Source organism: Pseudomonas sp. CBZ-4 (assembly GCF_000346755.1).
Classification (GTDB): Bacteria; Pseudomonadota; Gammaproteobacteria; order Pseudomonadales; family Pseudomonadaceae; genus Aquipseudomonas.
The window spans coordinates 1-23,114 of sequence record NZ_ANNV01000101.1 but is presented as its reverse complement, the minus strand read 5'-3'; the positions used below and the strand labels follow the sequence as shown (position 1 = coordinate 23,114).

The window sequence follows — 23,114 nt, the reverse complement described above, 5'->3', positions numbered from 1 at the left end:
GTCGAGTGAAACATCGCTGGATTCAAATGGATATCGCCAAAGGCATCGGCATCCTGGTGATCGTGTATGCCCACAGCTGGTTTGTGGCCACGTCCCTGGACCTGATGTACCCGATCCTCGCGTCGTTCATCCTGCCGTTGTTCTTCTTTTTGTCGGGCGTGCTGTTCAAGCCGGAACAGCCCTTTGGCGAGATGGCCGTGCGCAAGGCCGACGGCCTGCTCAAGCCGTTTTTCTTCACCATGCTGGTCTACGTGATCGTGCGCGATGTGCTGCGCGGGCAACCGCTGCTGCCGGATATCGGCGGCGTGCTGTATGCCTCGGTGGACACCATCCCGTGGCAGGCGCTGTGGTTTTTGCCGCATTTCTGGGTGGCGATCCTGTTCAGCTGGTGCGTGCTGCGCCTGATCCAACGCCTGCCGCTGGCGCTGAGTTGTGGGCTGACCGGACTGATTCTGGTGGTGGGCACCTGGATCCTGCCGTGGTTCTGGCAACTGCCGGTGACCGTCGGCGAACGCACCTGGGTCCTGCCCGGTTTGCCCTTCAGCCTGGACGTCACGCTGATCAGCAGCGCGTTTTTCATCCTCGGCTACCTGCTGCGGGACTGGCTGCGCCGGCATGAGGGTTCACTCCTGACGCTGGTGATCTCGGCGGCGCTGTTTGCGGCGGTGTTTCTCTGGCGGGGCGACACCATGGACCTGGCGCAACGGCGCTATGACCACTGGTTGTGGACCAGCCTGCTGGCGGTGATTGGCGTGTACCTGTGCTGGGCCTTGGCGCGGGTGCTGATGGTCTCGGCGCTGCTGACGCGGGCGATGACCTACATTGGCCAGTCCACGTTGATCCTGTTGATCTTCCATGGCGAGATCCAGCACAAGACCTTCGACCTGATGGCGCGCCTGGGGCTGCCCCCGTTAATGGCAGCGTGCGTTGGCTTGGTGGTGGCGGTGGTGGCGCCGTTGCTGATTGGGGAAGTGATCAAGCGGGTGGCGTTCTTGCGGTTTTTCTACTTTCCGTTTCCGGTGCGCAAGAAAACGGAGACCCCGACTCCAGCACGCAACTGAACCCAAATGTGGGAGCGGGCTTGCCCGCGATGGCGATGTGTCAGTTAGTAAAAGGCTGACTGATACACCGCTATCGCAGGCAAGCCAGCTCCCACAGGAGGGTGGCGGTGTGGCCAGATTCTCAGTCTGGCGCAAATCCAGATGTGGGAGCTGGCTTGCCTGCTCCCACATAAGCTCACTCTGACTTGGGGTTAGGCGCTCAGATCAGAAATCGTATTTGATGCCTGTCATCAAGTTGCGCGGCGCGCCATACATGCCGTGGTTGCCGGCGTAGCTGAGGTACTCGCGATCGAACAGGTTGTTGAGGTTCACCGAGGCACTCAGCTTGGGCGTCACGTCATACCGCACCAGCAGGTTGGTCACCGCATAGCTGCCCTGGCTGAAGGTGTGCAGGTCCTCGCCGACCTTGCTCTGCCAGTTCACCCCGCCACCCACGGTGAACTTGTCCAGCGCGCCGGGCAGGCGGTAGGTGGTGAAGGTCTTCAGGCTCTGGCGCGGCAAGGTGGTGACGATGCGGTTGTCGTCGGCATCGGTGCTGACGGCGTAGGCGTAGCCTGCGGAAGCTTGCCAGCCTTCGGCCAATTCACCGTTGAGTTCCAGCTCGACGCCTTCGGTGGTGGTGCCCTTCTCGTTGCGGTAGGTGTCGCCGCCCGGGGTGTCGATCCAGATCGCCAGGTTGTCCTGTTCCAGCTTGAACAGCGCCAGGCTGGTGTTGAGTTTCTCGTCGAAGAAGCTGCCCTTGAGCCCCACTTCGTAGCCCTTGCCTTCCATCGGCGGCAGGGCCTTGTTGTTGATGTCATGCACGCCCATGGCCTGGGGGTTGAAGATCTTGGTGTAGCTGGCGTAGGCCGACCAATTGTCGGTGAGGTCGTACACCACCCCGGCGTAGGGGATGTAGACGCCGGTTTCGGATTCGTCGGTGCGGGTCTCGGTGCCGCCGTAAGGGCTGGTGACGGTGTCACGTTTCCAGTCGATCACCCGGCTGCCGAGGATAACGCTGAGGTCGTCGGTGACCCGCAGGCGGGTGCTGAGGTAGGCGGCGTACTGGCTTTCATCCACCGAGGATTTGCCGGTGACGTCGAACGCCGGTTTTGCCGAATTGCCGTCCCAGTTGAACAGGTTGTCGATGGCGCCCGCCGGCGAGCCGGAATAAGCGTAGTTCCAGCCACCGTAGCTCGGCACGCTCTCGCGGTATTTGGACAGGGTCACGCCGGCGATCAGCTCGTGCTCGCGACCGAGCAGGTTGAACGGGCCGGTGGCGTACAGGTCGAGGTTGTCCTGGCGCGGCGTGCCGGAGAAGCGCACCGGCAGTTGGGTGGTGCCGCTGCCGTCGCGGTTGAGGCTGCCGTTGACGTAGTTGAAGATTTCGTCGAACTGGTTTTCGGTGTGGGTGAATTCGGCCTTGGCGCTCCAGCCGCTGTCGAATTTCTGTTCGATGGCGGTGAAGAAGCTGGTCTGTTCATGGTCGTTGTAGGACCACGCCGGCGCGGTGTTCAGCGAACGGCTGAGGTTGCTGCGCGCGCCGTCGGTGAAGCGCGTGGGCAAACCGGAACGGGCCGGTGCGTCGACGTCGGTGCGCAGGTAGCTGAAGCCCATTGTCAGCAGGGTATCTTCGGTCAGGTCGAACTCGGTGATGCCGTAGAGCAGTTGGCTTTCCTGCTTGTAGCGGTCGATCCAGGAACGTTCGGTCTTGTAGTCCGCCACCAGGCGCCCGCGTACGTTGCCGCTCTCGGTCAATGGCCCGGACACGTCGAGGCCGGTGCCGTAACGGTCCCAGTTGCCCGCCTCGGCGGTCACGCTGGCACGGGCCTCGGCGGTCGGGCGCTTGCGGATCAGGTTGATCGTGGCCGCCGGGTTGCCCATGCCGCTGATCAGGCCGGTAGCGCCGCGCACGATCTCGACGCGGTCGTACATGGCCATGCTTTGGGTGTAGTTGTCCATGCGCGTGGCGGTGGGCACGCCGTCGATCTCGAAGTTCTGGATCTGGAAGCCACGGGAGAAATAACCATCGCTTTCCGAACCCTTGCCATCGCGCAGCACGATGATGCCGGGGGTGGCGTCGAGGGTGTCGCTGAGGTTGATCAGACGCTGGTCGTCGAGGCGCTGGCGCGTCATCACGGTGAGGGATTGCGGGGTTTCCCGTGGGGTCAGGTTCAGGCGCGTCGAGCTGCTGGATGACTGCGTGGTGTAGGAACCGGTGCCCTCGGTGGTCGAACCCGGCGCCTTGCCGGAGATGGACACGGTGCTCAGTTGCAAGGCGCCGCCCGCCGGGCGCGGCTCCAGCGAGTAGTGGTTGTCGCTGCCACGCACGGCTTGCAGGTCGCTGCTGCTGAGCAGGATCGCCAGGCCGCTGTCCAGGTCATGGCGCCCATGCAGGCCGGGGCTGGTCTTGCCGTCGGTGAGCGCCGCCGGGTAGGACAGCAGGATCTGGCTGGCCTGGCCGAACCGGTTGAGTGCGCCGGCGAGCGAACCGGCCGGGATGTCGAAGTCGATCTGCGGTGCGGCCTGCACCCAGGCCGACGCCAGCAACAACGGCGTGGCGACCGTGAGCGTGGCGATGCCTTGCATGACTGCAAGGGCCAGTGAAGTTTTCAACGTTGTGCGTGGCTGCATGCCGGTTTCCCCAGTGAAGGTAGTGTCTGGGAATACAAGTCTCGTGAGATCGGCAAACGGCTCACCTTGCTGCGAAATAAATTCACACGAGGTGCTGGCGCGGCTTGAGGGTGACCCAGAAGCGCGTGAAATGCTGCACCTCCAATTGCAGGGTCTGCGCCAGGGCGGCGAGGATGCGGTCGGTATCGGCCAGCGGATAGGTGCCCGACACCCGCACGCCGCGCACCGCCGGATCACAGGCCAGGCGCCCGCGCCGGTAACGGCTCAATTCTGCGAGGAAGTCCTCCAGGCGCATGCCCTGGGCGACGATCATGCCGCCGCGCCAGGCCAGTTCGCCGTCCCGTTGTGGGCGGCGGGCGAGCACGGTGTGGGCATCGAAGCTGATCAGTTCGCCAGGTTGCAGAACCAGGCTGCGTGACGGGGTTTGCACCGACAACGCACCCTGGTCGGCGCCCAGTTGGGTGAAGCCGTCACGCTGGCGCAGGCTGAATCGGCCACTGACCGCGCGGGTCAGGCCTTCGGCGGTCTGCACCCACAGCGGGCGAGTGTCGGCGGGGTTGGGGTCCACCAGGATTTCGCCGCGCAGCAGGTGGATCTGCCGTCGCTCGGGGGTGTATTTCACGTCGATGGCGCTGTCGGTGTTGAGTTGCACCTGGGTGTTGTCCGCCAGGTCGATGCGCCAGCGTTCGCCGACGGTGGTGCTGTAGTCGCTGGTCCAGTGTTGCAGCAGTTCGCTGTCCTTGAGGCTCCATGCAGTGGTGCCCGCCGCCAGCAGCATGGCGAGGTGCTTGACCACCTGGCGACGGGACAATGTCGGCAGCAATGCCGCGCTGACCAGGGCCTGATGCGCCGGCGCGCGCACGTCTTGCATGCGCTGGAGAAACCGCTGGGAATGCTGCCAGGCCAACTCATGAGCCGGGTCTTGTTCGCGCCAGCGCTGGCACTCGGCGCGGGTCTGTGCGCTGACGTCGGGCGCCTGCAATTCCAGTTGCCAATGCATCGCCTGCTCGGCGGCTTCCAGGGACAGGGTCATGGTTGCTGGCTGTCCAGCAGGATGCAGTGCGCGCCGGCCTTGATGATGTAGCGCTTGACCGTGGCGATGCTGGCGCCGAGGCGCTGGGCAATCTCGCCATGGCTGAGGCCGTCGAGCTGCGACCAGAGGAACGCCTGGCGCACCGGCAAGGCCAGGCGGCTGAGCACTTCGTCGAGGGCGGTGAGGGTTTCCAGCAGGATCCATTGGGTTTCGGCGCTGGGGGCGGCTTCTTCCGGCAACAGGGCCAGGGCCTGCAAGTAGGCCCGTTCGAGCTTTTGCCGACGGAAGTGGTTGGACAGCACGCTCTGCGCCACCTTCGCCAGAAAACTGCGCGGCGCCTGCACTTCGATCGCCTGATTCTTCGCCAGCAAGCGCAGGAACGTGTCCTGGGCCAGGTCGGCGGCACTCTGCGAGCAATTCAGGCGACGCCACAGCCATTGCTGCAACCAACGGTGTTGCTGCTGGTAGAGGGTGGCCAGGTCAGTGGGGCTTACCGCAGGAGTCGACGACATGGGAGGCGCGCACAAGGAATGATGCGCAAATGATAACGGTTATCATATGTTTCGCAAGGTGTCTGCGGTAGGAGCCGGGGGGGAACCGGCTCCTGGCGTGGGTCAATCGTCCAGTTGTTGCGGCGCAGGCTTGCTGCCGGCCTTGGCCGGTTTGGCGCCTTTGGCGGGTGCCGGTGCGGCCGGTTCGGGTTCTGCGGCGGCGGCGGTTTCTTTTTCCGCCATGGGCATCTGGTCGATGGTGCTGAAGAATTCCTTCAGGTCGAGGGTGTCCGGTGGCACGGTCTTTTCGAGTTTCTTCTCGCCGTCCTTGCCCACCAGGATGACCTTGGTACCGCTGCCAGCACCCAGTTTGAGGGCGCGGATCAGGGCGTTGGTTTCTGGCGGCGTGAGTTTCTTGTTGTCCTTCGCGTCCTTGGCGAACTTCTCCCCTTCGGCGCCGATACTGCCGAACTTCACGGTGTAGAACACCATGCTGCGTGCTTCGAAGGCTTGCTTGTTGGCAGCCTCGTCGAGTTGCTTCTTGAGCGTGGTCAAGGTGGCGTTACCGGAATCAAGCTCCACCACGATCAGCGGACGGGCTTTGCCCACGTCCTGCTTGAGTGGGTTGGTATCATCAGCGGCCAACAGCGGCCCCGTAAAAACCATCAAGGTAGCCAGGGTCAGCGACCGGATGAGCATGCGCACCTCCTTCTAATTCCGTGCAGGGTTCTTGAGTTTCATGTCTGCGACAGTCAAATTCAAGGATGATTCCTACACCACTTTAAGAAAGCGTAGGTCAGGACGCCCGCTACGCAAGGGCTTGAGGCGCCTGCGCGGTGATTGTTTCCACTGATTGCGGAAACATCATGAGACCCTCCAGTCCGGCCAATGCCGCGCAAACACGGGCGCTACAACGGGATCGGCGTCCACCTGCGCCAGGCTCTGGGCAAAGCCCGGGGCCAGGCCGTTCAGGGCCTCCCGCGACTCATCCCAGCGCGACACCGCCGCCGCCATCAAGCCCAGTGCATTCGGCGTGTCGTTGGAGGCAAACAACTGCCCGGCAAACTGATCGGCAAACACCACCCAGGCCTGGTGCAGATAGCGCCGGGTGCCGGTGACCAGTTGCGCCTGCACGGTTTCGTTGACGTTGCCGAGCCAGCGTTGCGGGTAGTCGATGATGCCGATGGCCGAGTAGCAATTGGCGGCGATGTACACCAGCCCGCGAATGATCTGCGCGCGGTTGCCGGCCAGCAATTCAGCGGCTGGAAATTCCAGGCCGAGGTGGATCAGGATCGCTGCGCTTTCAGTCAGCACCTGGCCATCGGGCGTGAGCAAGGTGGGCACTTGCTTGAGCGGGTTGATGCGCGCCAGTTCATCACTGCCGGCGCCCTCTGCCCATGATGCGGCGTCGATTCGGCGCCAGGGCACCGCGCAACGTTGCAGGGCGATTTCGATCATGCACGAGCCGGATTCGTCGATGCCGTAGAGCGTGTACATAAGCGGTCCCTCCGGGGGAATGGTGCGAGAGCGGGGGCCGCTTCGCGGCCCAGCGGGAGCAAGCTCCCTCGCCACAGGTGATTTTATATCCGTGGTTAGAACAGGCCCATCTGGCCGCCGACCAGGGTGCTGAAATCATCGTTCACGAACGGCAGGATGGCATCGGCGACGGGCTGTAGTTGGCGAGTGACATAGTGATCGTAGTCGATAGGCGCCTGGCGGGTTTCCAGGGGTTCCGGGCCGTTGACCGTGATCACGTAGCTGATCCAGCCTCCGCGCTGGTACTGGCGCGGACGCCCGAGGCGGTCGTTGTAGTCATCCGCCAGGCGCGCAGCGCGCACGTGGGGTGGCACGTTGCGTTCGTAGTCGTCCAGCTGTCGGCGCAGGCGCTTGCGGTAGATGAGCAGTTCGTCGAATTCGCCACTCAAGGTGCGCTGCACGTAGTCGCGGATGTAGTCCTGGTGCGGCTGGCGATGGAAGATGCGCTGGTAGAGTTCCTGCTGGAACTGGCGGGCCAGGGGCGACCAGTCGCTGCGCACGGTTTCCAGACCTTTGTAGACCATTTCTTCGCGGCCATCGCTGTGCGTCACCAGGCCGGCGTAGCGTTTTTTGCTGCCCTCCTCGGCGCCGCGAATGGTCGGCATGAGGAAGCGGCTGAAGTGGGTTTCGTATTGCAGTTCCAGGGCGCTTTGCAGGCCGAACTCGCTGCGCAGGTGCTCGCGCCACCAGTCGTTGACGTGCTGCACCAAGGCGCGGCCGATGCGCCCGGCGTCTTCCTGGGAATGGGCACTGCCGAGCCAGACGAAGGTGGAGTCGGTGTCGCCGTAGATCACCTCATAACCCTGGGCTTCGACCAGCGCGCGGGTCTGGCGCATGATCTGGTGCCCGCGCATCGTGATCGACGACGCCAGCCGCGTGTCGAAGAAGCGGCAACCGCTGGAGCCGAGCACGCCGTAGAAGGCGTTCATGATGATTTTCAGCGCCTGGGACAACGGCGCGTTGTGTTCGCGCTTGGCTTCTTCGCGGCCCTCGGACACCCGCGCGACGATGGCCGGCAAGCAGTGCCGGGTGCGCGAGAAACGCGCGCCGCGAAAGCCTTCCACCGACTGGCTGTCGTCGGGGTATTTGAGGCCTTCGATCAGGCCCACCGGGTCGATCAGGAAGCTGCGGATGATCGACGGGTAGAGGCTTTTGTAGTCGAGCACCAGCACCGATTCGTAGAGGCCGGGGCGCGAGTCCATGACAAATCCGCCGGGGCTGGCCTGGGGCGGTTTGTCCCCCAGGTTCGGCGCGACGAAACCCTGGCGGTGCATCAGCGGCATGTACAGGTGGGTGAACGCGGCGACCGAGCCGCCGTTGCGGTCGGCCGGCAAGCCGGTGACGCTGGCGCGTTCGAGCAGGAAGGTGAGCAGTTCGGTCTTGGCGAAAATCCGCGTGACCAGTTCGCAGTCCTTGAGGTTGTAGCGCGCCAGGGCGGGCTTGTCCTCGGCGAACATGCGGTTGATTTCGTCCATGCGCTGGTACGGCGTGGAGATGTCCTTGCCTTCGCCGAGCAGGGTTTGCGCGACGTTTTCCAGGCTGAAGGATTCGAAGCTCCAGGTCGCCGAACGCAGGCCCTCGATGCCGTCGATGATCAAGCGCCCCGCCGCTGCGGCGAAGTAGTGGTTGCGGCTGCCGTGTTCGCGCCAGGTCATGGCCTCGCCGCCACGCCCGAGCAGCAGCGGCACGTTGAGGCGCTGGGCGTGTTCGTGGAGCACGCGCAGGTCGAACTGCACCACGTTCCAGCCGATGATCGCATCGGGATCAAAGGTGGCCAGCCAGTGGTTGAGGCGTTCTAGCAGTTGGGCGCGGGTGTCGCAGTAGTCGAGCTTGAAGTCCACCGCCGTGGTCTGGTTCGGCGGGCCGAGCATGTACACCTGGCGCTCGCCGCAGCCTTCGAGGGCGATGGAATAGAGCTCGCCCTTGGCGGTGGTCTCGATGTCCAGGGACACCAGTTTGAGCGCCGGGCGGTAGTCGGGCGCGGGTTTCATTTGCGCATCGGTCAACACGCCGTTGGCATCCGGCGTGCCGCCAAACCACACGGGCGCGGTGATGAAGCGTTCCATCATGTAGCGCTCGGGCGGGCGTACGTCGCCTTCGTAGACGTCGACACCGGCGGCGCGCAGGCGTTTTTCCACGTCCATTGCCTGGCGGTGCTGGCGGGTGTAGAGGCCGAGGACCTTGCGGTGGTGGAAGTCCAACAGCTCCAGCGGGCGCAGTTCGATCTCGCGCTCGCCCTTGAGCAGCCAGTCGAGCGGCTTGCGGTGGGCTTCGGGGATGAACATCACCGAGGTCTGCACGGGGAGGCGTACAAGCCGTGGGCCTTGATCGGTGGCCAGCCAGAAGCTGACCTCCGTGCCCGCCGGGGTGTCGCGCCAATGCCGGGTCAGGACAAAACCCTGCTGTAAATCCACCGTACCGCACCTCAGGAATCGCTATCAGGGCGTGATTCTACTCGGCTATGTGGGCACGCAGACCGCGAAAGTAAATATTTGTTGCGTGACGTTAATAACAATCACTATCATTCGCACCGGAGTCGTATCCGCGCAGCGAGGACGCGCAACGTTTGTTGCCCTTTTCCTCACTGGATCGCCCATGCCCTTCCCTATTCCGTTTCGTCCGACCCTGCTCGCCCTGTGCTGCTCCCTGAGCATCACTGCTCATGCCGCCACCCCAGCCACCCCGCAGGATGCGAACAACCGTCAGGACGGCAACACCCTGGAATTGGGCGCCACCAACATCAGCGCCGACGCGCCCGCGCCAAGCGCCCTGCCCCCGGTGTACGCCGGCGGCCAGGTGGCACGCGGTGGCCAGTTGGGGGTGCTGGGCAACCAGGACATCATGGACGTGCCGTTCAGCATGTCCTCCTACACCGAGAAACTGATCCGCGACCAGCAGGCCGAAACCGTCGGCGATGTGCTGCTCAATGACTCGTCCGTGCGCCAGGCGTCGGGGTATGCCAACCAGGCGCAGACCTTCATGATTCGCGGCTTGCCCCTGAATGGCGACGATATGTCCTACAACGGCCTGTACGGCATCCTGCCGCGCCAGATCATCTCCACCGACGCCCTGGAACGGGTTGAAGTGTTCAAGGGCCCGAATGCCTTTATCAACGGCGTGAGCCCCACCGGTTCGGGGATTGGCGGCGGCGTGAACCTGCAACCCAAGCGCGCCGATGACCTGCCGTTGCGCCGCTTGAGCACCGACATCAGCAGCGATGGCCGCGTGGGCGAGCACTTGGACATTGGCCAGCGCTTTGGTGAAGACCATCAGTTTGGCGCGCGGGTGAACCTGTCCCAACGCGAAGGCGATACCGGCATCGATGATGAAAACCAGCGTTCCAAGCTGTTTGCGGTGGGCCTGGACTACCGTGGCGATGCGTTGCGTGTGTCCGGCGACTTTGTGTACCAGAAGGAGCATATCAACGGTGGGCGCAACTCGGTCTTCACCGGCACCGCCACCCACATCCCGGATGCGCCGTCGGCTGACACCAACTACGCGCCGAGCTGGAGCAGTACCAACCTGGAAGACACCCTGGGCATGCTGCGTGCCGAGTACGACCTGAACGACACCTGGACGGCGTACGCGGCAGGCGGGGTCAAGCACACTCGTGAAATGGGGCGTTACTCGTCGGTAACCCTCACCGACAACCTCGGCAACGCCACCGCCAGCGGTTCGACCATCGCCCACGAAGAAGACAACAGCAGCCTGATGACGGGCCTGAACGGCAAGTTCCAGACCGGTGCGGTGAGCCATCGCCTCAACTTCGGCCTGGCCGGGACCTGGACCCAGGCGCGCAACGCTTATGTGTTTGCCAGCGGCAAGACCACCACCAATATCTACAACCCGGTGACCGGCGCGCCGCCGGCCTTGAACAACCCACGCAACACCCCGGGCACGGACTTCAGCGACCCGGAAATTACCGCGAAGACTTTTGTGCGCAGCGCGGCGGTTTCCGACACCTTTGGTTTCTTCGATGACCGCTTGTTGGTGACCGTTGGCGCCCGTCGCCAGCAGATGGTGGTGCAGGGTTACAACTACGCGAGCGGCACGCGCACGGCGAACTATGACGAGTCGATCACCACGCCGGTCTACGGCCTGGTGTTCAAGCCGTGGGAGCATGTGTCGGTGTACGCCAACCGCATCGAAGGCTTGGCCCAGGGGCCGACGTCGCCGCTGAAACTGGGTGAACGGACGATCATCGGCGGCGGCCAAGCCTATGCACCCGCACGCTCCAAGCAGATTGAAGCGGGCGTCAAGGTCGATATGGGCACCTACGGCGCCACGCTGGGTGTTTACCGTATCGAACAGCCGGGGGCCGGTTACTCCGAAGTCGTCGATGCGACCACTGCGCGCTACGTGCGCGAAGGCTTGCAAATCAACAAGGGCGTGGAGCTCAACGTGTTCGGCGAACCGGTCAGCGGCCTGCGTTTGCTCGGCGGTGTGACGGTGATGAAGACCGAACTCAAGGACACGCAAAACGGCGCCAACGATGGCAACCGTGCCATCGGCGTGCCTTCGTTCCAGCTCAACGCCGGGGTGGATTGGGATGTGCCGGGCCTGCAAGGTGTGAGCCTCAATGGGCGCATGCTGCGTACCGGTGGCCAGTACGCGGATGCGGCCAACAACCTCAGCCTGCCGGCGTGGAACCGCTTCGATGTGGGGGCGCGCTACAACTTCAAGGTGGCGCAGCGGGATGTCACTGTAGGCGCGACCGTGGAAAACGTTGCCAATGCCAAGTATTGGGAATCGGCGCAAGGTGGATTCCTGAGCCAGGGTGATCCACGGGTGGCCAAGTTGTCGGCGTCGGTGGATTTCTAAGGCGTTGCGGCAACAGTTGAAGAGTAAACAGTAACCTGTGGCGAGGGAGCTTGCTCCCGTTGGACTGCGCAGCAGTCCCAGCTTTTTGAACAAAGAGCGGGGGCCGCTTCGCGGCCCAGCGGGAGCAAGCTCCCTCGCCACAGTGGTTTTACCAGTCGTAGGACACTTCTACTGATGCTGTGCGTTCTTGTCCGTAGTAGCAACCAAACGCGTAGTTGCACGCCGACACGTACTCACGATCAAACACGTTCTGCACGTTCAGGCTGGCTTCTGCGCCTTTAAGGGTGGGGCTGACACGGCCGAGGTCGTAGCTGAGGGTGGTGTCATACACCACAAACGACGGTGTCTTGAAGGTGTTGGCCGAGTTGCCGTATTTCTTGCCGGTATAGCGCGCGCCGCCGCCCACGGTCAGGCCGGCCAAGGCGTCGCCGGCAAAGTGGTAATCGACCCAGGTGCTGGCGGTCCAAGGCGCCTGGGATTCGTTGCGGTTGCCCTCCTCGCCGTAGTTGCTCTTGGTGTAGAACGAGTCCAGGTAGGACACGGCGCCGATCCACTCCACCTGCCCCACACGCGCCTTGCCTTCAAACTCGACGCCCCGTGAGCGCACTTCGCCGGCTTGCAGCTGGTATTCCTGATACTCCAGGTCACCGGTCAGCACGTTTTTCTGCTTGATCTGGAACACCGCCAGCGTAAACAACGCGCTGTCGTTGGGCTGGTATTTGACCCCCGCTTCGTACTGCTCGCCCTCCACCGGTTTGAACGGCGAACCACCGCGCTGCGGCGCCTCGCTGCCAATGGTGGGAAAGAACGATTCGGCGTAGCTGACGTAGGGCGCCAGGCCGAAGTCGGTGAGATAGGTCAGGCCGATGCGTCGGGTGAGTTTCTTGTCTTTGTGGCCTTCGGTGCTGTTGGCCAGCAGGTCGCGGTTTTCCACTTCGGCCCAGTCTTCGCGCAGGCCGACGGTGAGGATAAAGCGGTCGAGCTTGATCTGGTCCTGGGCGTACACGCCGGTCTGCTTGATGGTGTTGTCCCACTTGGTGGTCAGCGTGGGTTGGCTGAGGGTGTGGTAGTTGGTGGGGTTATACAGGTCGATGATTTCCACGCCGTACAGGTTGTAGCCCTGGTACTTGCGGGTGAACTGGCGGTAATCGACGCCGGTGAGCAAGGTGTGGTCGAGGGCGCCGGTGGCGAACTTGAATTGCAGGTTGTTATCGAGGGTGTAGGCCGAATTGTGCTGGTTCCAGTCGAGCTTGGTGCGGGTGGCGCGGGTGTCGTCGATGCTGTTGTCGGCGCGGCGCACGAAGCCGCCCAGGTAGAAGCCCTTGTAGCGGTCGTTGACGTCGGTGTAGCGCGCGGTCTGGCGGTATTCGAGGTTGTCGCTGAAGGCGTGGGTGAAGTCGTAGCCCAGCACGTATTGATCGCGGATGTAGTTGTTCCAGTCCGAATCGCCGAGGAAGGTATTGCGGTCGATGCGCTTGCCTTGAGAGTTGCGGTACAGCGTGCCGATGGCCGGCAGCGCCTGGTAGTCGGCCAGGGATTTGTCGCGCTGCAGCTGGGCGTAGACGGTCAGCGCGGTGTCGTCATTCGGTGCCCAGGTCAGGCTGGGGGCGAGCAAGGTGCGGCTGTCGGTGGCATGGTCGACCATCTCGTTGCCGTCGCGGGCCAGGGCGATCAAGCGGTAACTGAGGGTTTTCGCCTCGTCGAGCGGGCCGCTGAAATCCAGCGCGCCGTTGACCCGTTCGTAGCTGCCCACGCCGAATTTGACCTGGTGCCGGGCTTCGGTGGTGGGCCGCTTGGAGACCATATTGATCATCCCGCCCGGCTGGTTCTGCCCATACAGCACCGAGGCCGGGCCCTTGAGCACTTCGATGCGCTCCAGGGTGTAGGGGTCGATCTGCGGCGCGCCGCCGAGGCTGCCGGCGTACGGCAGGTAGGCGCCGTCGAGGTAGAGCAAGGTCGGCGCGAAACCCCGGCTGGCGACTTCATCGGCGATGGTGTTGCGGTCGGTGTAGCCGTTGGTGTCCACGCCCGGCGTGTAGCGTAAGGCCTGGGTCAGGTTGCGTGAGCCTTGCACGGCGATCTGGTCGGCGGTGACCACGTTGACGGTCTGCGGGATTTCCATGATCGGCGTGTCGGTCTTGGTCGCGGTGCCGCTGCGGGTGGCGACGTAACCGTCCACCGGGCCCCAGGCATTTTCCGCCAACTGCCCGGTGATGTTGGTGGGGCCGAGGTTCAGGGCGCCGCTCTCGGGCAGCAGGTACAGGCTCCAGGTGCCGTTCTCGGTGATGATCAAGCCCAACCCGCTGCCGGCCAACGCTTGCTGCACGGCCTGTTCGGCGGTGAACTGGCCGTGGACGGCCGCCGCGCGGCGCCCTTGCAGCAACGCCGGGTTGACGGACAACGTGCGCCCGCTCTCGCGGGACAGGCGGCTGAGGCTGTCGCCCAGGGCGGCAGCGGGCAGGTCGAAAGCGTGGGTGTTGTCCTCGGCCACGGCGGGTTGGCCGATAACGGCCAGGGCCAGGGCCAAGGTCAGCAGGCTGGGACGGATCATCTGGGGTGCCATAAGGGGTGGATACTCGTGGTCAGGTTAGCGTTCTCTAACCCTGACTCGCGAGATCCACGATCCCCTCATGCCGAGTGAGTTTTTTTCGTTATTGCACGTCGATCAGGGTCAGCCACGGGCCGTAGCGACGGATACGCAGCGGGAAGGTTTGTGCGAGGGATTGCAGGGTTTGCTCGGCATTGTCCAACGGATAAACACCATACACGCGCAGCGCCGCCGCTTGCGGGCTGATGCGCAGGACGCCACGGCCATAGGGCCGCAGTGCATCGATCAGCAGGCCCAGCGGTTCGTCACGGATATCGACCCGGCCGTCACGCCAATCCACGCGCCCGGCCACGCTCAATGCCACCGGGCGCACGGCGCCGGCGTTGAACCAGGCGGCCTGCCCCGCTTCGATCCGCCGTTGGCTACCGCCAGCCGTGGTGATTTGCACGCTGTGCAACTGCACCGACGCCAGGCTGCCGGCAGACTCCTGACTGACCAAGAACTGCGTGCCCAGGGCCTGGACCTCGCCCTCGGCGGTGGTGATTACGAACGGGCGATTGGCGTCGGCGGCAACGTCAGCAAACACCTGGCCTTCGCGCAGGCGCACCACGCGGCGCTGGGCGGTGAATTGTATGTCTACCGAGCTGCGTGCGTTGAGGCTCAGGCGGCTGCCGTCGGCCAGCTCGAATGTCCGGCGCTCGCCGGTGCCGGTACGCAGGTCGGCCCACAAGCCATTGAGCGGCTGGTTGCGTTCCACAATCGCCGCGCCGCTGGCGCCGAAGACCAGCAGGGCCAAACCACTGCGCAGGACGCTGCGGCGCGAGGGGGAATCAGGGGTCATCAAGGCCTTGGAGGCCGCGCGCAGTTGGCCGGGGCTGTGGGCTTCGACGCGCTGCAGATCGGCAATCGGTTGCTGCAACAGGCTGCCGACCCGCTGCCAGGCCTCCGCGTGCTGCGGGCTGGCGTGCAGCCAGGTGTCGAAGGCCTGGTGCACGCCCGGGTCTTCGCCGGCCGCCTCCAGGCGCAGCAGCCAATCGACGGCGGCGCGGGTGGTGCTGTCGACGTCTGGGCGGGTCATGTCAGGTCTGCCGATTCGGCCAGGCAATGCAGGAACGCGCGGCGCAGGTCGCGCTCGACGGTGGCCAGGGACACGTCCAGTTGCTGGGCGATCATCGGCTGGGTCAGGCCTTCGAGGCGGCTGAGGATGAAGATCTGCCGTACCCGCGCCGGCAGGCCGTTGAGCAGGCGGTCGATGCTTTCCAGGGCTTCACGCACCACGGCCAGGTCTTCTTCGGATGGCGTGTAGCACTCGGGCAACAGCGCCAGGCTGTCGAGGTAGCTTTGCTCCAGGCGTTTGCGCCGCCAGAAGCTGAACAGCAAGCGCCGCGCCACAGTGCTCAGGAACGCGCGGGGCTCGTCGAGCTGGCTGAGCTGGCGCGCGTCCAGCAGGCGAATGAAGGTGTCTTGCGTGAGGTCCGCCGCATCCTGGGGGCATTTCAATTGACGGTACAACCACGCGCGCAGCCAGCGATGGTTGTCGTCATAGAGCGTAGCCAACAAGACTTTGGGATCAGTAGGTAGGGACACGCAAGCTGCCAGGCGTTAATGATAATTCATCTCATTATCTGCGGAGGCTATGGCGTATTGCAATCGCTAAAACATTGGGTGTGTTGCGCAGCCGTGCCGCCAAGGCCGAAAACCCCAAGGGTGGGCATCAGCAGTGATGCCCGTTTGACTCAGGCGCGACGGGCCTGGCCGAGATAGGTTTCGATATTGCCCATTTGCTCGTCCCAGCCCCGAGAGTTCATCTTGAAGGCTTTTTGACGGCGGGCCTCGGGGATGTGGTCGAACCCGGATTCAACCACCCGCAGCAGGATGCCCGGCGCGCGGTCTTCGATGGTGAACTCCACCAGGGTTGGCGTTTCCTTGTCGTAATCGACACCCTCCTCCACTGCAAACGGGTGCCACCAGAAAGAGAACAACGTTTGCGGCAGGATGCGTTCGATCCTCGCCTTCCAGATCACATGCTCGTAACCGGGATACGTGATCGGCGCCTCAAGGGTTTCACCCACGACAAAGCGTTTGCCCTTGAGGGCGATACCAAACCAGTCGCCGAACTGCTCGGCGTCGGTCAGGGCTTCCCACACCTGGTTACGTGAAGCATTGAGCAGGACTTTTCGTTCTATGCGATCCAATACGTGCATAAGTCACCTCCTGTATTGAAGGTAGGCGACATCAACCAATGCGCAACCTTTTCGGCCACGCATTGGTGTTGCGACTTATCTCAGAACTTCCATTTGGCGTTGACCATCGCATTGCGCGGCTCGCCGTAGGAGCCCGAGTTGAACGTGCCCATGCCGTCGTAATACTTCTTGTCGAACAGGTTGTTGACGTTCAGCCCTACGGACAGGTGCTCGTCCACCTGATAGTTGGCCAGCAGGCCGACCACGGCGAAGGGGTCCTGTACCGCCTTGTAGTACGGCCCGGTGTAGTTGATCTGCGTGGTGGCGTACATCTCGCTTTGCCAGGTGACATTGCCACCCACGGTCAGGCGGTTCAGAGCGCCCGGCAGGCGGTAGGTGGTGCCAAGCTTGAACAGGTTGATCGGCTGGTTGACCTGTACGCGTTCGCCGTCCTTGGCGTGGGATTCGCGGTAGGTGTAGCCGCCGAATACGTTCCAGCCTGCAGCGACTTCGCCGGAAATCTCGGTCTCGACGCCGCGTGTGGTCGTGCCGGCGATGGCCTTGTACACCGTTTTGCCAGTGGCATCGTTGCCCGAATCGGCGGCGGTGTTCTTTTGTTCGATGTCGAACAGGGCGACGCTCGCGTTCAGCGCACCGTCGAAGAATTCGCCCTTGAGGCCGATCTCGTAGTTGTCCCCTTCAAGCGGCGCGAGCGAGCCGCCGCTGGCGGTCTTGTAGAACGTTTGCGGCAGGAAGATGCTGGTGTAGCTGGCGTAGACCGAATAGGTGTCGTTCAGGTCGTAGATGATGCCCGCGTAAGGCGTCACGACGCCGGTCTTCTTGGTTTTGTCGGTGTTTTTCAAGTAGGGCGCGTATTGCGTCACCTCATCGAGTTGCTTCCACCAACTGACACGGGTGCCGAGAATGAGGGTCAGCGGGTCGATCGGTTTCAAACGCAGCGCGCCATACACGCCGGTCTGTTGCAGGGTGGTCACTGCGCCCCCGACTTCGTTGTAGGAACGGCGCCCATACTGGCGGCCATCCCAGGTGAAGATGTTGTCCACATCGCCATAGTCATTGTCTTGGCCGGCCAGGGTGCTGCTGTAGTTGGGAAAGTTCAGGTGGGTGCGCGACGTGCTCGCACCCACTACCAACTCGTGCTCACGGCCACCCAACTGGAACGGGCCATTGGCATACACATCCAGCATGTCCTGGGTCTGGTAGCTGTCGAGACGGTAGATGAATGCCCCGGCACCTTGGCCGGTGACCGGGTCCGGGTAGCCGCCACTGGCGGAAGCGCCCTGCCCTTTGCGGTAGGAATACTGATGGCTGTAGGCGGTCTTCAGGCTCCAGTCGTTGTCGAGTTTATGGTCCAGCATCGTGGTGAAGGTGTAGCTGGTGTTGTCCATGTAACTGGAACGTGTAGCCGGGTTGAAGGAACGGGAAAAATTGGTCTGGCGGCCATTGTTGTAGAACAGCGGAATATGGCCGTAGCTGGTGCCGGTGGCGTCGTTGTTCTGGTAGTCCAGGCTGGTGCGCAGGGTGGTGGCGTCATTCAGGTCGATATCGAGCGCGCCATACATGACGCGCTTGTCTTGCTTGTACCAGTCCACGAAGGATTTCTGCTGCTGGTACGCCGCGACAAATCGCCCGCGCACATTACCGGTTTCCGTCAGCGGGCCGGACACATCGACTTCGGAACGGTAACGGTCCCACGCGCCGGCTTCCCCCGAGAGGTGGGCCTGGAAGTCTTTGGTCGGGCGCTTGCGCACGAGGTTGATGGTGGCGGACGGCGTGCCTGCGCCGCTCATCAAACCGGTAGCACCGCGTACGACTTCGACCCGGTCGTAGAGGGCCATGTCGGAAAGCGGGCCGATATATTGCTGGGATTCGTTGGCGATTTGCGACGGGATGCCGTCGTACTGGAAGTTCTGGATCTCGAAGCCGCGCGAGTAGAAGGAGTAGCGCTCGCTGTCACGATGGTTGCTGCTGATGCCGGGGGTGAAGGTCAGCACCTCGCTGAGGGTGGACAGGTGCTGGTCATCCATCAGTTGGCGGGTGACCACGCTGACCGACTGCGGCGTTTCGCGCAGGGACAGAGGTAACTTTGTCGCGGTACTGGTCGCTCCGGTGGTGTAGGAACCTGTGCTCTCGGTGGTCAGACCTAAACCTTGGGCGTTGATACTGGTGGCACCGAGGGTCAAGGCACCGCCACTGGCCTGGGGCGCCAAGCGGTAACTGCCATCACTGTTGGCGGCGATAGCCAGGTTGCTGCCGGCCAGCAGGCGGGCAAAACCTTGTTCGACGCTATACGTGCCCTGCAGGCCTGCGCTTTGCCTGCCGGCAGTGAGGCCCGAATCGAAGGACAGCACCACGCCTGCATCGCTGGCAAAGCGGCTCAACACCCCACCCAGGGGGCCAGGGGCAATGGCGAACGCCTGCTGCTGGCTGGCCGCCATTGCATTGGAGCCGCTTGCCAACAAGGGGGCCAGCAGCCCGGCCTGCACCATCAGCGACACGCCAAACAACGCGACCTGCAAGGGCTTTTTGCGAAATGACCGAGGCGGTTGATTGGCGACTGAGGTTTGCCCTGCGCGCATGTTGACTCCTGATGGTTCGGAACGAATGAAGGGGGTTTGCAGGAGGAGTCGAACGAGGGGCGGCAAATCGACAACGGAAGTTGAGAATTATTTTCGATGTCAGGCGCGCGGGGCCAACGTCGTCCAGTAGCGGGTACGTGAAACGAGGCGCACCGGTAGCGCGTGGGTCAAGGCGTTGAGGGTCAGGTCGATATCGTCCAGGGAGTACGCACCGGATACCGGCAGGTGGGCGATTTCCGTGGCGCACCCCAGGTAGCCCTGGCGGTAGCGTGCCAACTCGGCCACCAGGCGGTCCAGCCGCCAATGGTCGACGATCAGCCGCCCCTGCGCCCAGGCGCCTGCGCCGGGGTCGTTCGGCCGCAGGGCGAGCATGCGCAGGGCATCGAAAGTGACGGTCTGGCCGGCGGTGACTACCGTTTCCGCAGGATCGACGCCCAGACGCACCGCCACAGCGTGTTGCAATACGCTCATCGCCGTGAAGTCGTCGAACTGGCGCACGTCAAAGCGCGTGCCCAGCGCGCGCATTTCACCGTGGGCGCTACGCACTAGAAATGGCCGGGGGTCGGGAGCCGTTTCCACGAGGATTTCTCCGGCACGCAAAATCACCAAGCGGTGTTCGGCTGTGTAGTGGATATCCACCGCACTGGCGGTATTGAGGGACAATTGGCTGCCATCATCCAGGCGCAGGCTGTGGCGCTCGCCCGTGCTCGTGCGTTGATCCGCCATCCATTGCGGTGCCTGTCGATAGCCGGACCAACCGATGGCGCTTACACCCGTACCGATCACCACGCCCTTGAGCAATGCGCGGCGTAGCAGTTGCAGGGATTGGTCGGCGGCGACGTCCAGCACGTTGACGGCGACTGCACCCGGCAGGCATTGGAGCTGGCTGCGAAGGGCTTCTACGCGCTGCCAGGCCCATTGGTTCAGCGCGCTTTCGTCGCGCCAGGTGAGCCAAGCCACGTGTAACTGGGGATCGCCGGGGTCGGCGGCCAAACGGGCGACCCAGTGCGCGGCCGCGCTGAGAGCCTGATGTTGCGGATCACGGGCCACCGTCAATGCTCCAGGGCGAAGATCAGGCAATGCTCGGTGGCCTTGGCAATGTATTTGGTCACTGAACTCACCGACACCTGTAGGTCGTCGGCGATTTCCTTGTAAGGCATTCCCTGCAACTGCGAGAGCAGGAAGGCGCGTTTGACCTTGTACCCAAGCCCGTCGAGCATAGCATCCAGACGTTGCAGGGTTTCGATCACCAGCAACCGCTCTTCTGGCGAAATGGCATAGGCCTGCGGTTGTTCGGCCAAGGCTTGCAGATAAGCCTGCTCAAGGGCTTTGCGACGGAAGCTGTCGATCATCACGCGCTTGGCAATCGTCACCAGAAAATGCCGCGGCTCTTTCAACTCAGCGACCAAAGGTTGGCTGCGCTCCGCCAGCAACAAACGGATAAAAGTATCTTGCGCCAGATCGGCGGCCTGCTGGGAACAACCCAGGCGCGCACGCAGCCAGCTGACCAACCAGCGGTGGTGGTCACCGTAGAGTTGGCCAACCGGTTCGTGAGGGGAATGAGGCACAGCAGACGAAGGCATAATGATATTGTGCGCGAATGAGAACGCTTCGCAATTTAGACCAATGCCGGAATAAGGGCAATGATTTGTATCACTTGTGATGCGCAGCGCGGCGGCGAACGGTAGATTGCTCCCCTCCCCTTTGAGGTGAAGCACCATGACTCAACAGCTCCATGGAAGTTGTGCCTGCAAGGCCGTGCAGTATCAGGTGGACGGCCTGGATATGCCCATCAGCCACTGCCATTGCCAAAGCTGTCGCAAGGTCCACGCGGCGGCGTTCGTTGCGACTGCCGGTGTGATGCGCGAGCACTTCCGCTGGACCCAGGGCGAGGCGCTGTTATCGTCGTATGAATCTTCACCGGGCAAGTTCAGGCATTTCTGCAAGCGTTGTGGATCACACCTGATGGCGGAGCGTGGGCATCAGCCCCATGTGATTGTGCGGGTGGTGACGTTGGATGATGACCCAGGCATGCGCCCCACTTCGCACATCTGGACCGCCCACGATGTGCCATGGCTGGCACATGAGGACGTGGAGCAGTGGGCCGAATGGAAGGCGTGAGTCAGACGTGGGGGTCGCCGGGCGCTTTGGCCGGCGTCGCGTATTGAGGCTTCAGGTGGCCGTCCTGGTCGAGTAGCCAGGCGTCCATGATCTGTCGCACCACAGGGCCGGCCACCCGGCCGCCCGCCTCGCCGTTTTCGATCATCACCGAGATCACGATTTTAGGGTGCTCGGCGGGCGCGAAGCCGACGAACAAGGCGTTGTCGCGGTGGCGCTCCAGGGTCTTGTTACGGTTGTAACGCTCGCCCTGCTTGATCGCCACCACTTGTGCCGTACCACTCTTGCCGGCAATGCGGTATTGCGCGCCTTGTGCGGCGGCGCGGGCGATGCCACGCGGGTCGTGCATCACCAGTTGCATGCCGTGGTTGACCTGCTCCCAGTCACGCGGGTCCTTGAGGACCACGTTGGGCATCGGGTTTTCGTCCACCGGGGCCACGCCATTGATGGTCTTGGCCAGGTGCGGGCGATTCCATACGCCTTTGTTGGCAATCAACGCGGTGGCCTGGGCCAGTTGCAGCGGGGTGACCTGCATATACCCCTGGCCGATGCCGAGGATCACGGTTTCGCCGGGGAACCAGGGTTGGCGGCGGGTGGCGCGTTTCCAGGATTGGGACGGCATCAGGCCGGCGGATTCTTCGAACATGTCGAGGGAGACTTTCTGGCCAAGGCCGAATTCGGCCAGGTAATCGTGCAGGCGATCGATGCCGAGCTTGTGCGCCAGGTCGTAGAAGTAGGTGTCGTTGGAACGCATGATGGCTGCGTCCATGTCCACCCAACCGTCGCCGCTGTGGTTCCAGTTGCGGTACTTGTGGTCGAAGTCGGGCAGTTGGTAGTAGCCGGGGTCGAACACGCGGGTTTGCGCGGTGACGACACCGCTGTCGAGGCCGGCGATGGCCACCTCGGGCTTGATCGTCGAGCCCGGCGCATAGAGCCCGCGCAGTACGCGGTTGAAGAGCGGTCGGTCGATGGAGTCGTGCAGTGCGGCGTATTCCTTGAAGCTGATGCCGGTGACAAACATGTTCGGGTCAAAGCTCGGCTTGCTGACCATGGCCAGTACTTCGCCGGTCTGCGGGTCGAGGGCAACCACCGAACCACGACGATCGCCCAAGGCTTCTTCTGCGGCTTCCTGGAGGTGGACGTCGAGGCTGAGCACGATGTTTTTGCCGGGGATCGGGTCAGTGTGCTTGAGCACACGCAGCACACGGCCTTGGGCGTTGGTCTCGACTTCCTCGTAACCAACGTGGCCGTGGAGTTCGGATTCGTAGAAACGCTCGATACCGGTCTTGCCGATGGACTGTGTGCCACGGTACTCCACCGAGTCGAGGGACTTGGATTCCTTTTCGTTGATCCGGCCAACGTAGCCGATGGAGTGGGCGAAGTGCGCGCCCAAGGGATAGTGGCGAACGAATTGCGGCTCGACGTCCACGCCGGGCAAACGGAACTCGTTCACGGCCAACACGGCGATCTGTTCTTCGGTCAACTCGTAGAACAAGGTGACGGGAACGAACGGGTGGCGTGCCTGCTTCAGCGCTTTGTCGAACACGGCGCGGTCTTCGGCAGGCAGATGCAGCAGATCGACGATGGCGTCCAGCTCACCCTTGAGATCAGTGGTGCGCTCACGGGTGATGGTGAGGTTGTAGCTGGGGCGGTTGTCGGCCAGTACCACGCCGTTGCGGTCATAGATCAGGCCGCGCGTCGGCGTGATGGGGAGGACGTGTACGCGGTTGTTTTCAGAAATCGTGGAGTGGTAGTCGAACTGTACGACCTGCAGGAAGTACATGCGGCCTACCAGGGCACAGGTGATGCCAATCACCAACAGCGCGCAGGCGAGCAGACGCTTGTTGACCAGGCGGTTTTCTTTTTCGTGATCTTTGATGGGTATGGCTTCAGGCATTTCTACAGCATCTCGTTGAAGAAGGGCGACGCCGCATCCTGCGGATGAAAGATCAGTCCTTGTGAAAATGTGCTGCACCATAGCAAAAAAGTAGAAACACTTTGTATTGATTTCCCCAACGGTAGGCTCAAGAAGCATGTCGATGCTTGGCTGGCTTTTCGACCGCCCAAAACAAAACCCCTGTTTGCGTTAGCAAACAGGGGTTCTGGAATT

General features: G+C 62.9%; 18 protein-coding genes. 3 read left to right on the top strand and 15 right to left on the bottom strand.

Annotation, left to right across the window (positions count from 1 at the left end):
* Window positions 1-5: 5 nt before the first annotated feature.
* A complete protein-coding gene (locus B348_RS0112295; protein WP_026136759.1) occupies window positions 6-1,061 on the top strand; it encodes an acyltransferase family protein in 1,056 nt (351 codons plus the stop codon).
* A gap of 204 nt (window positions 1,062-1,265) precedes the next feature.
* Here B348_RS0112295 and B348_RS0112290 read toward each other — a convergent pair whose 3' ends face one another.
* From B348_RS0112290 to B348_RS0112265, 6 genes are all read right to left on the bottom strand, one after another.
* Window positions 1,266-3,629: a TonB-dependent receptor gene (locus tag B348_RS0112290; protein WP_017736413.1), complete on the bottom strand. Its 2,364-nt coding sequence runs from the start codon at window positions 3,627-3,629 to the stop codon at window positions 1,266-1,268.
* A gap of 127 nt (window positions 3,630-3,756) precedes the next feature.
* Window positions 3,757-4,707, bottom strand: a complete 951-nt coding sequence (locus tag B348_RS0112285; protein ID WP_017736412.1) for a FecR domain-containing protein — start codon at window positions 4,705-4,707, stop codon at window positions 3,757-3,759.
* Window positions 4,704-5,219, bottom strand: a complete 516-nt coding sequence (locus B348_RS0112280) for a sigma-70 family RNA polymerase sigma factor (RefSeq protein ID WP_017736411.1) — start codon at window positions 5,217-5,219, stop codon at window positions 4,704-4,706. The genes B348_RS0112285 and B348_RS0112280 overlap by 4 nt, the downstream gene beginning before the upstream one ends.
* 102 nt (window positions 5,220-5,321) lie before the next feature.
* Complete coding sequence (locus B348_RS0112275) at window positions 5,322-5,897, bottom strand: DUF4174 domain-containing protein (protein ID WP_017736410.1); 576 nt, start codon at window positions 5,895-5,897, stop codon at window positions 5,322-5,324.
* Window positions 5,898-6,062: 165 nt separating this feature from the next.
* On the bottom strand, window positions 6,063-6,695 hold the full coding sequence (locus B348_RS0112270; protein ID WP_017736409.1) for a glutathione S-transferase N-terminal domain-containing protein: 633 nt from the start codon (window positions 6,693-6,695) through the stop codon (window positions 6,063-6,065).
* 95 nt (window positions 6,696-6,790) lie between these two features.
* Entirely contained in the window at window positions 6,791-9,148 is a 2,358-nt protein-coding gene (locus B348_RS0112265) for a DNA polymerase II (protein ID WP_017736408.1), read from the bottom strand.
* Between the two features lie 181 nt (window positions 9,149-9,329).
* Between B348_RS0112265 and B348_RS0112260 the strand changes: the two genes are divergently transcribed.
* The gene (locus B348_RS0112260; RefSeq protein WP_017736407.1) at window positions 9,330-11,555 is read left to right on the top strand and encodes a TonB-dependent siderophore receptor; all 2,226 of its coding nucleotides are present in this window, start codon (window positions 9,330-9,332) and stop codon (window positions 11,553-11,555) included.
* A gap of 148 nt (window positions 11,556-11,703) precedes the next feature.
* Here the strand turns inward: B348_RS0112260 and B348_RS0112255 are convergent, their stop codons facing one another.
* The 7 genes from B348_RS0112255 to B348_RS0112225 form a co-directional block, all read right to left on the bottom strand.
* Window positions 11,704-14,118 carry a TonB-dependent siderophore receptor gene (locus B348_RS0112255; RefSeq protein WP_026136757.1) on the bottom strand — a complete coding sequence of 805 codons (2,415 nt, stop codon included), beginning with the start codon at window positions 14,116-14,118 and terminating at the stop codon, window positions 11,704-11,706.
* Between the two features lie 88 nt (window positions 14,119-14,206).
* On the bottom strand, window positions 14,207-15,181 hold the full coding sequence (locus B348_RS0112250; protein ID WP_017736405.1) for a FecR family protein: 975 nt from the start codon (window positions 15,179-15,181) through the stop codon (window positions 14,207-14,209).
* Window positions 15,178-15,690 (bottom strand): sigma-70 family RNA polymerase sigma factor, encoded by a 513-nt coding sequence (locus B348_RS0112245; RefSeq protein WP_026136756.1) that lies wholly within the window; start codon window positions 15,688-15,690, stop codon window positions 15,178-15,180. The genes B348_RS0112250 and B348_RS0112245 overlap by 4 nt, the downstream gene beginning before the upstream one ends.
* A gap of 149 nt (window positions 15,691-15,839) precedes the next feature.
* A complete protein-coding gene (locus tag B348_RS0112240; RefSeq protein ID WP_017736403.1) occupies window positions 15,840-16,307 on the bottom strand; it encodes an SRPBCC family protein in 468 nt (155 codons plus the stop codon).
* An 80-nt stretch (window positions 16,308-16,387) separates the two neighbouring features.
* Window positions 16,388-18,886, bottom strand: coding sequence for a TonB-dependent receptor (locus B348_RS0112235; RefSeq protein ID WP_017736402.1), 2,499 nt, complete (start codon window positions 18,884-18,886; stop codon window positions 16,388-16,390).
* Between the two features lie 99 nt (window positions 18,887-18,985).
* Window positions 18,986-19,936, bottom strand: coding sequence for a FecR domain-containing protein (locus tag B348_RS0112230; protein ID WP_017736401.1), 951 nt, complete (start codon window positions 19,934-19,936; stop codon window positions 18,986-18,988).
* 2 nt (window positions 19,937-19,938) lie between these two features.
* Window positions 19,939-20,469 (bottom strand): sigma-70 family RNA polymerase sigma factor, encoded by a 531-nt coding sequence (locus B348_RS0112225; protein ID WP_017736400.1) that lies wholly within the window; start codon window positions 20,467-20,469, stop codon window positions 19,939-19,941.
* A gap of 136 nt (window positions 20,470-20,605) precedes the next feature.
* On the opposite strand from B348_RS0112225, the gene B348_RS0112220 reads away from it, so the two are divergent.
* Window positions 20,606-21,007: a GFA family protein gene (locus tag B348_RS0112220; RefSeq protein ID WP_032864833.1), complete on the top strand. Its 402-nt coding sequence runs from the start codon at window positions 20,606-20,608 to the stop codon at window positions 21,005-21,007.
* Between the two features lies 1 nt (window position 21,008).
* Here B348_RS0112220 and mrdA read toward each other — a convergent pair whose 3' ends face one another.
* Entirely contained in the window at window positions 21,009-22,901 is a 1,893-nt protein-coding gene (gene mrdA, locus B348_RS0112215; protein WP_017736398.1) for a penicillin-binding protein 2, read from the bottom strand.
* A gap of 2 nt (window positions 22,902-22,903) precedes the next feature.
* A partial coding sequence (locus B348_RS1000000131860; RefSeq protein WP_218187739.1) for a hypothetical protein occupies window positions 22,904-23,114 on the bottom strand: 211 nt, incomplete at its 5' end.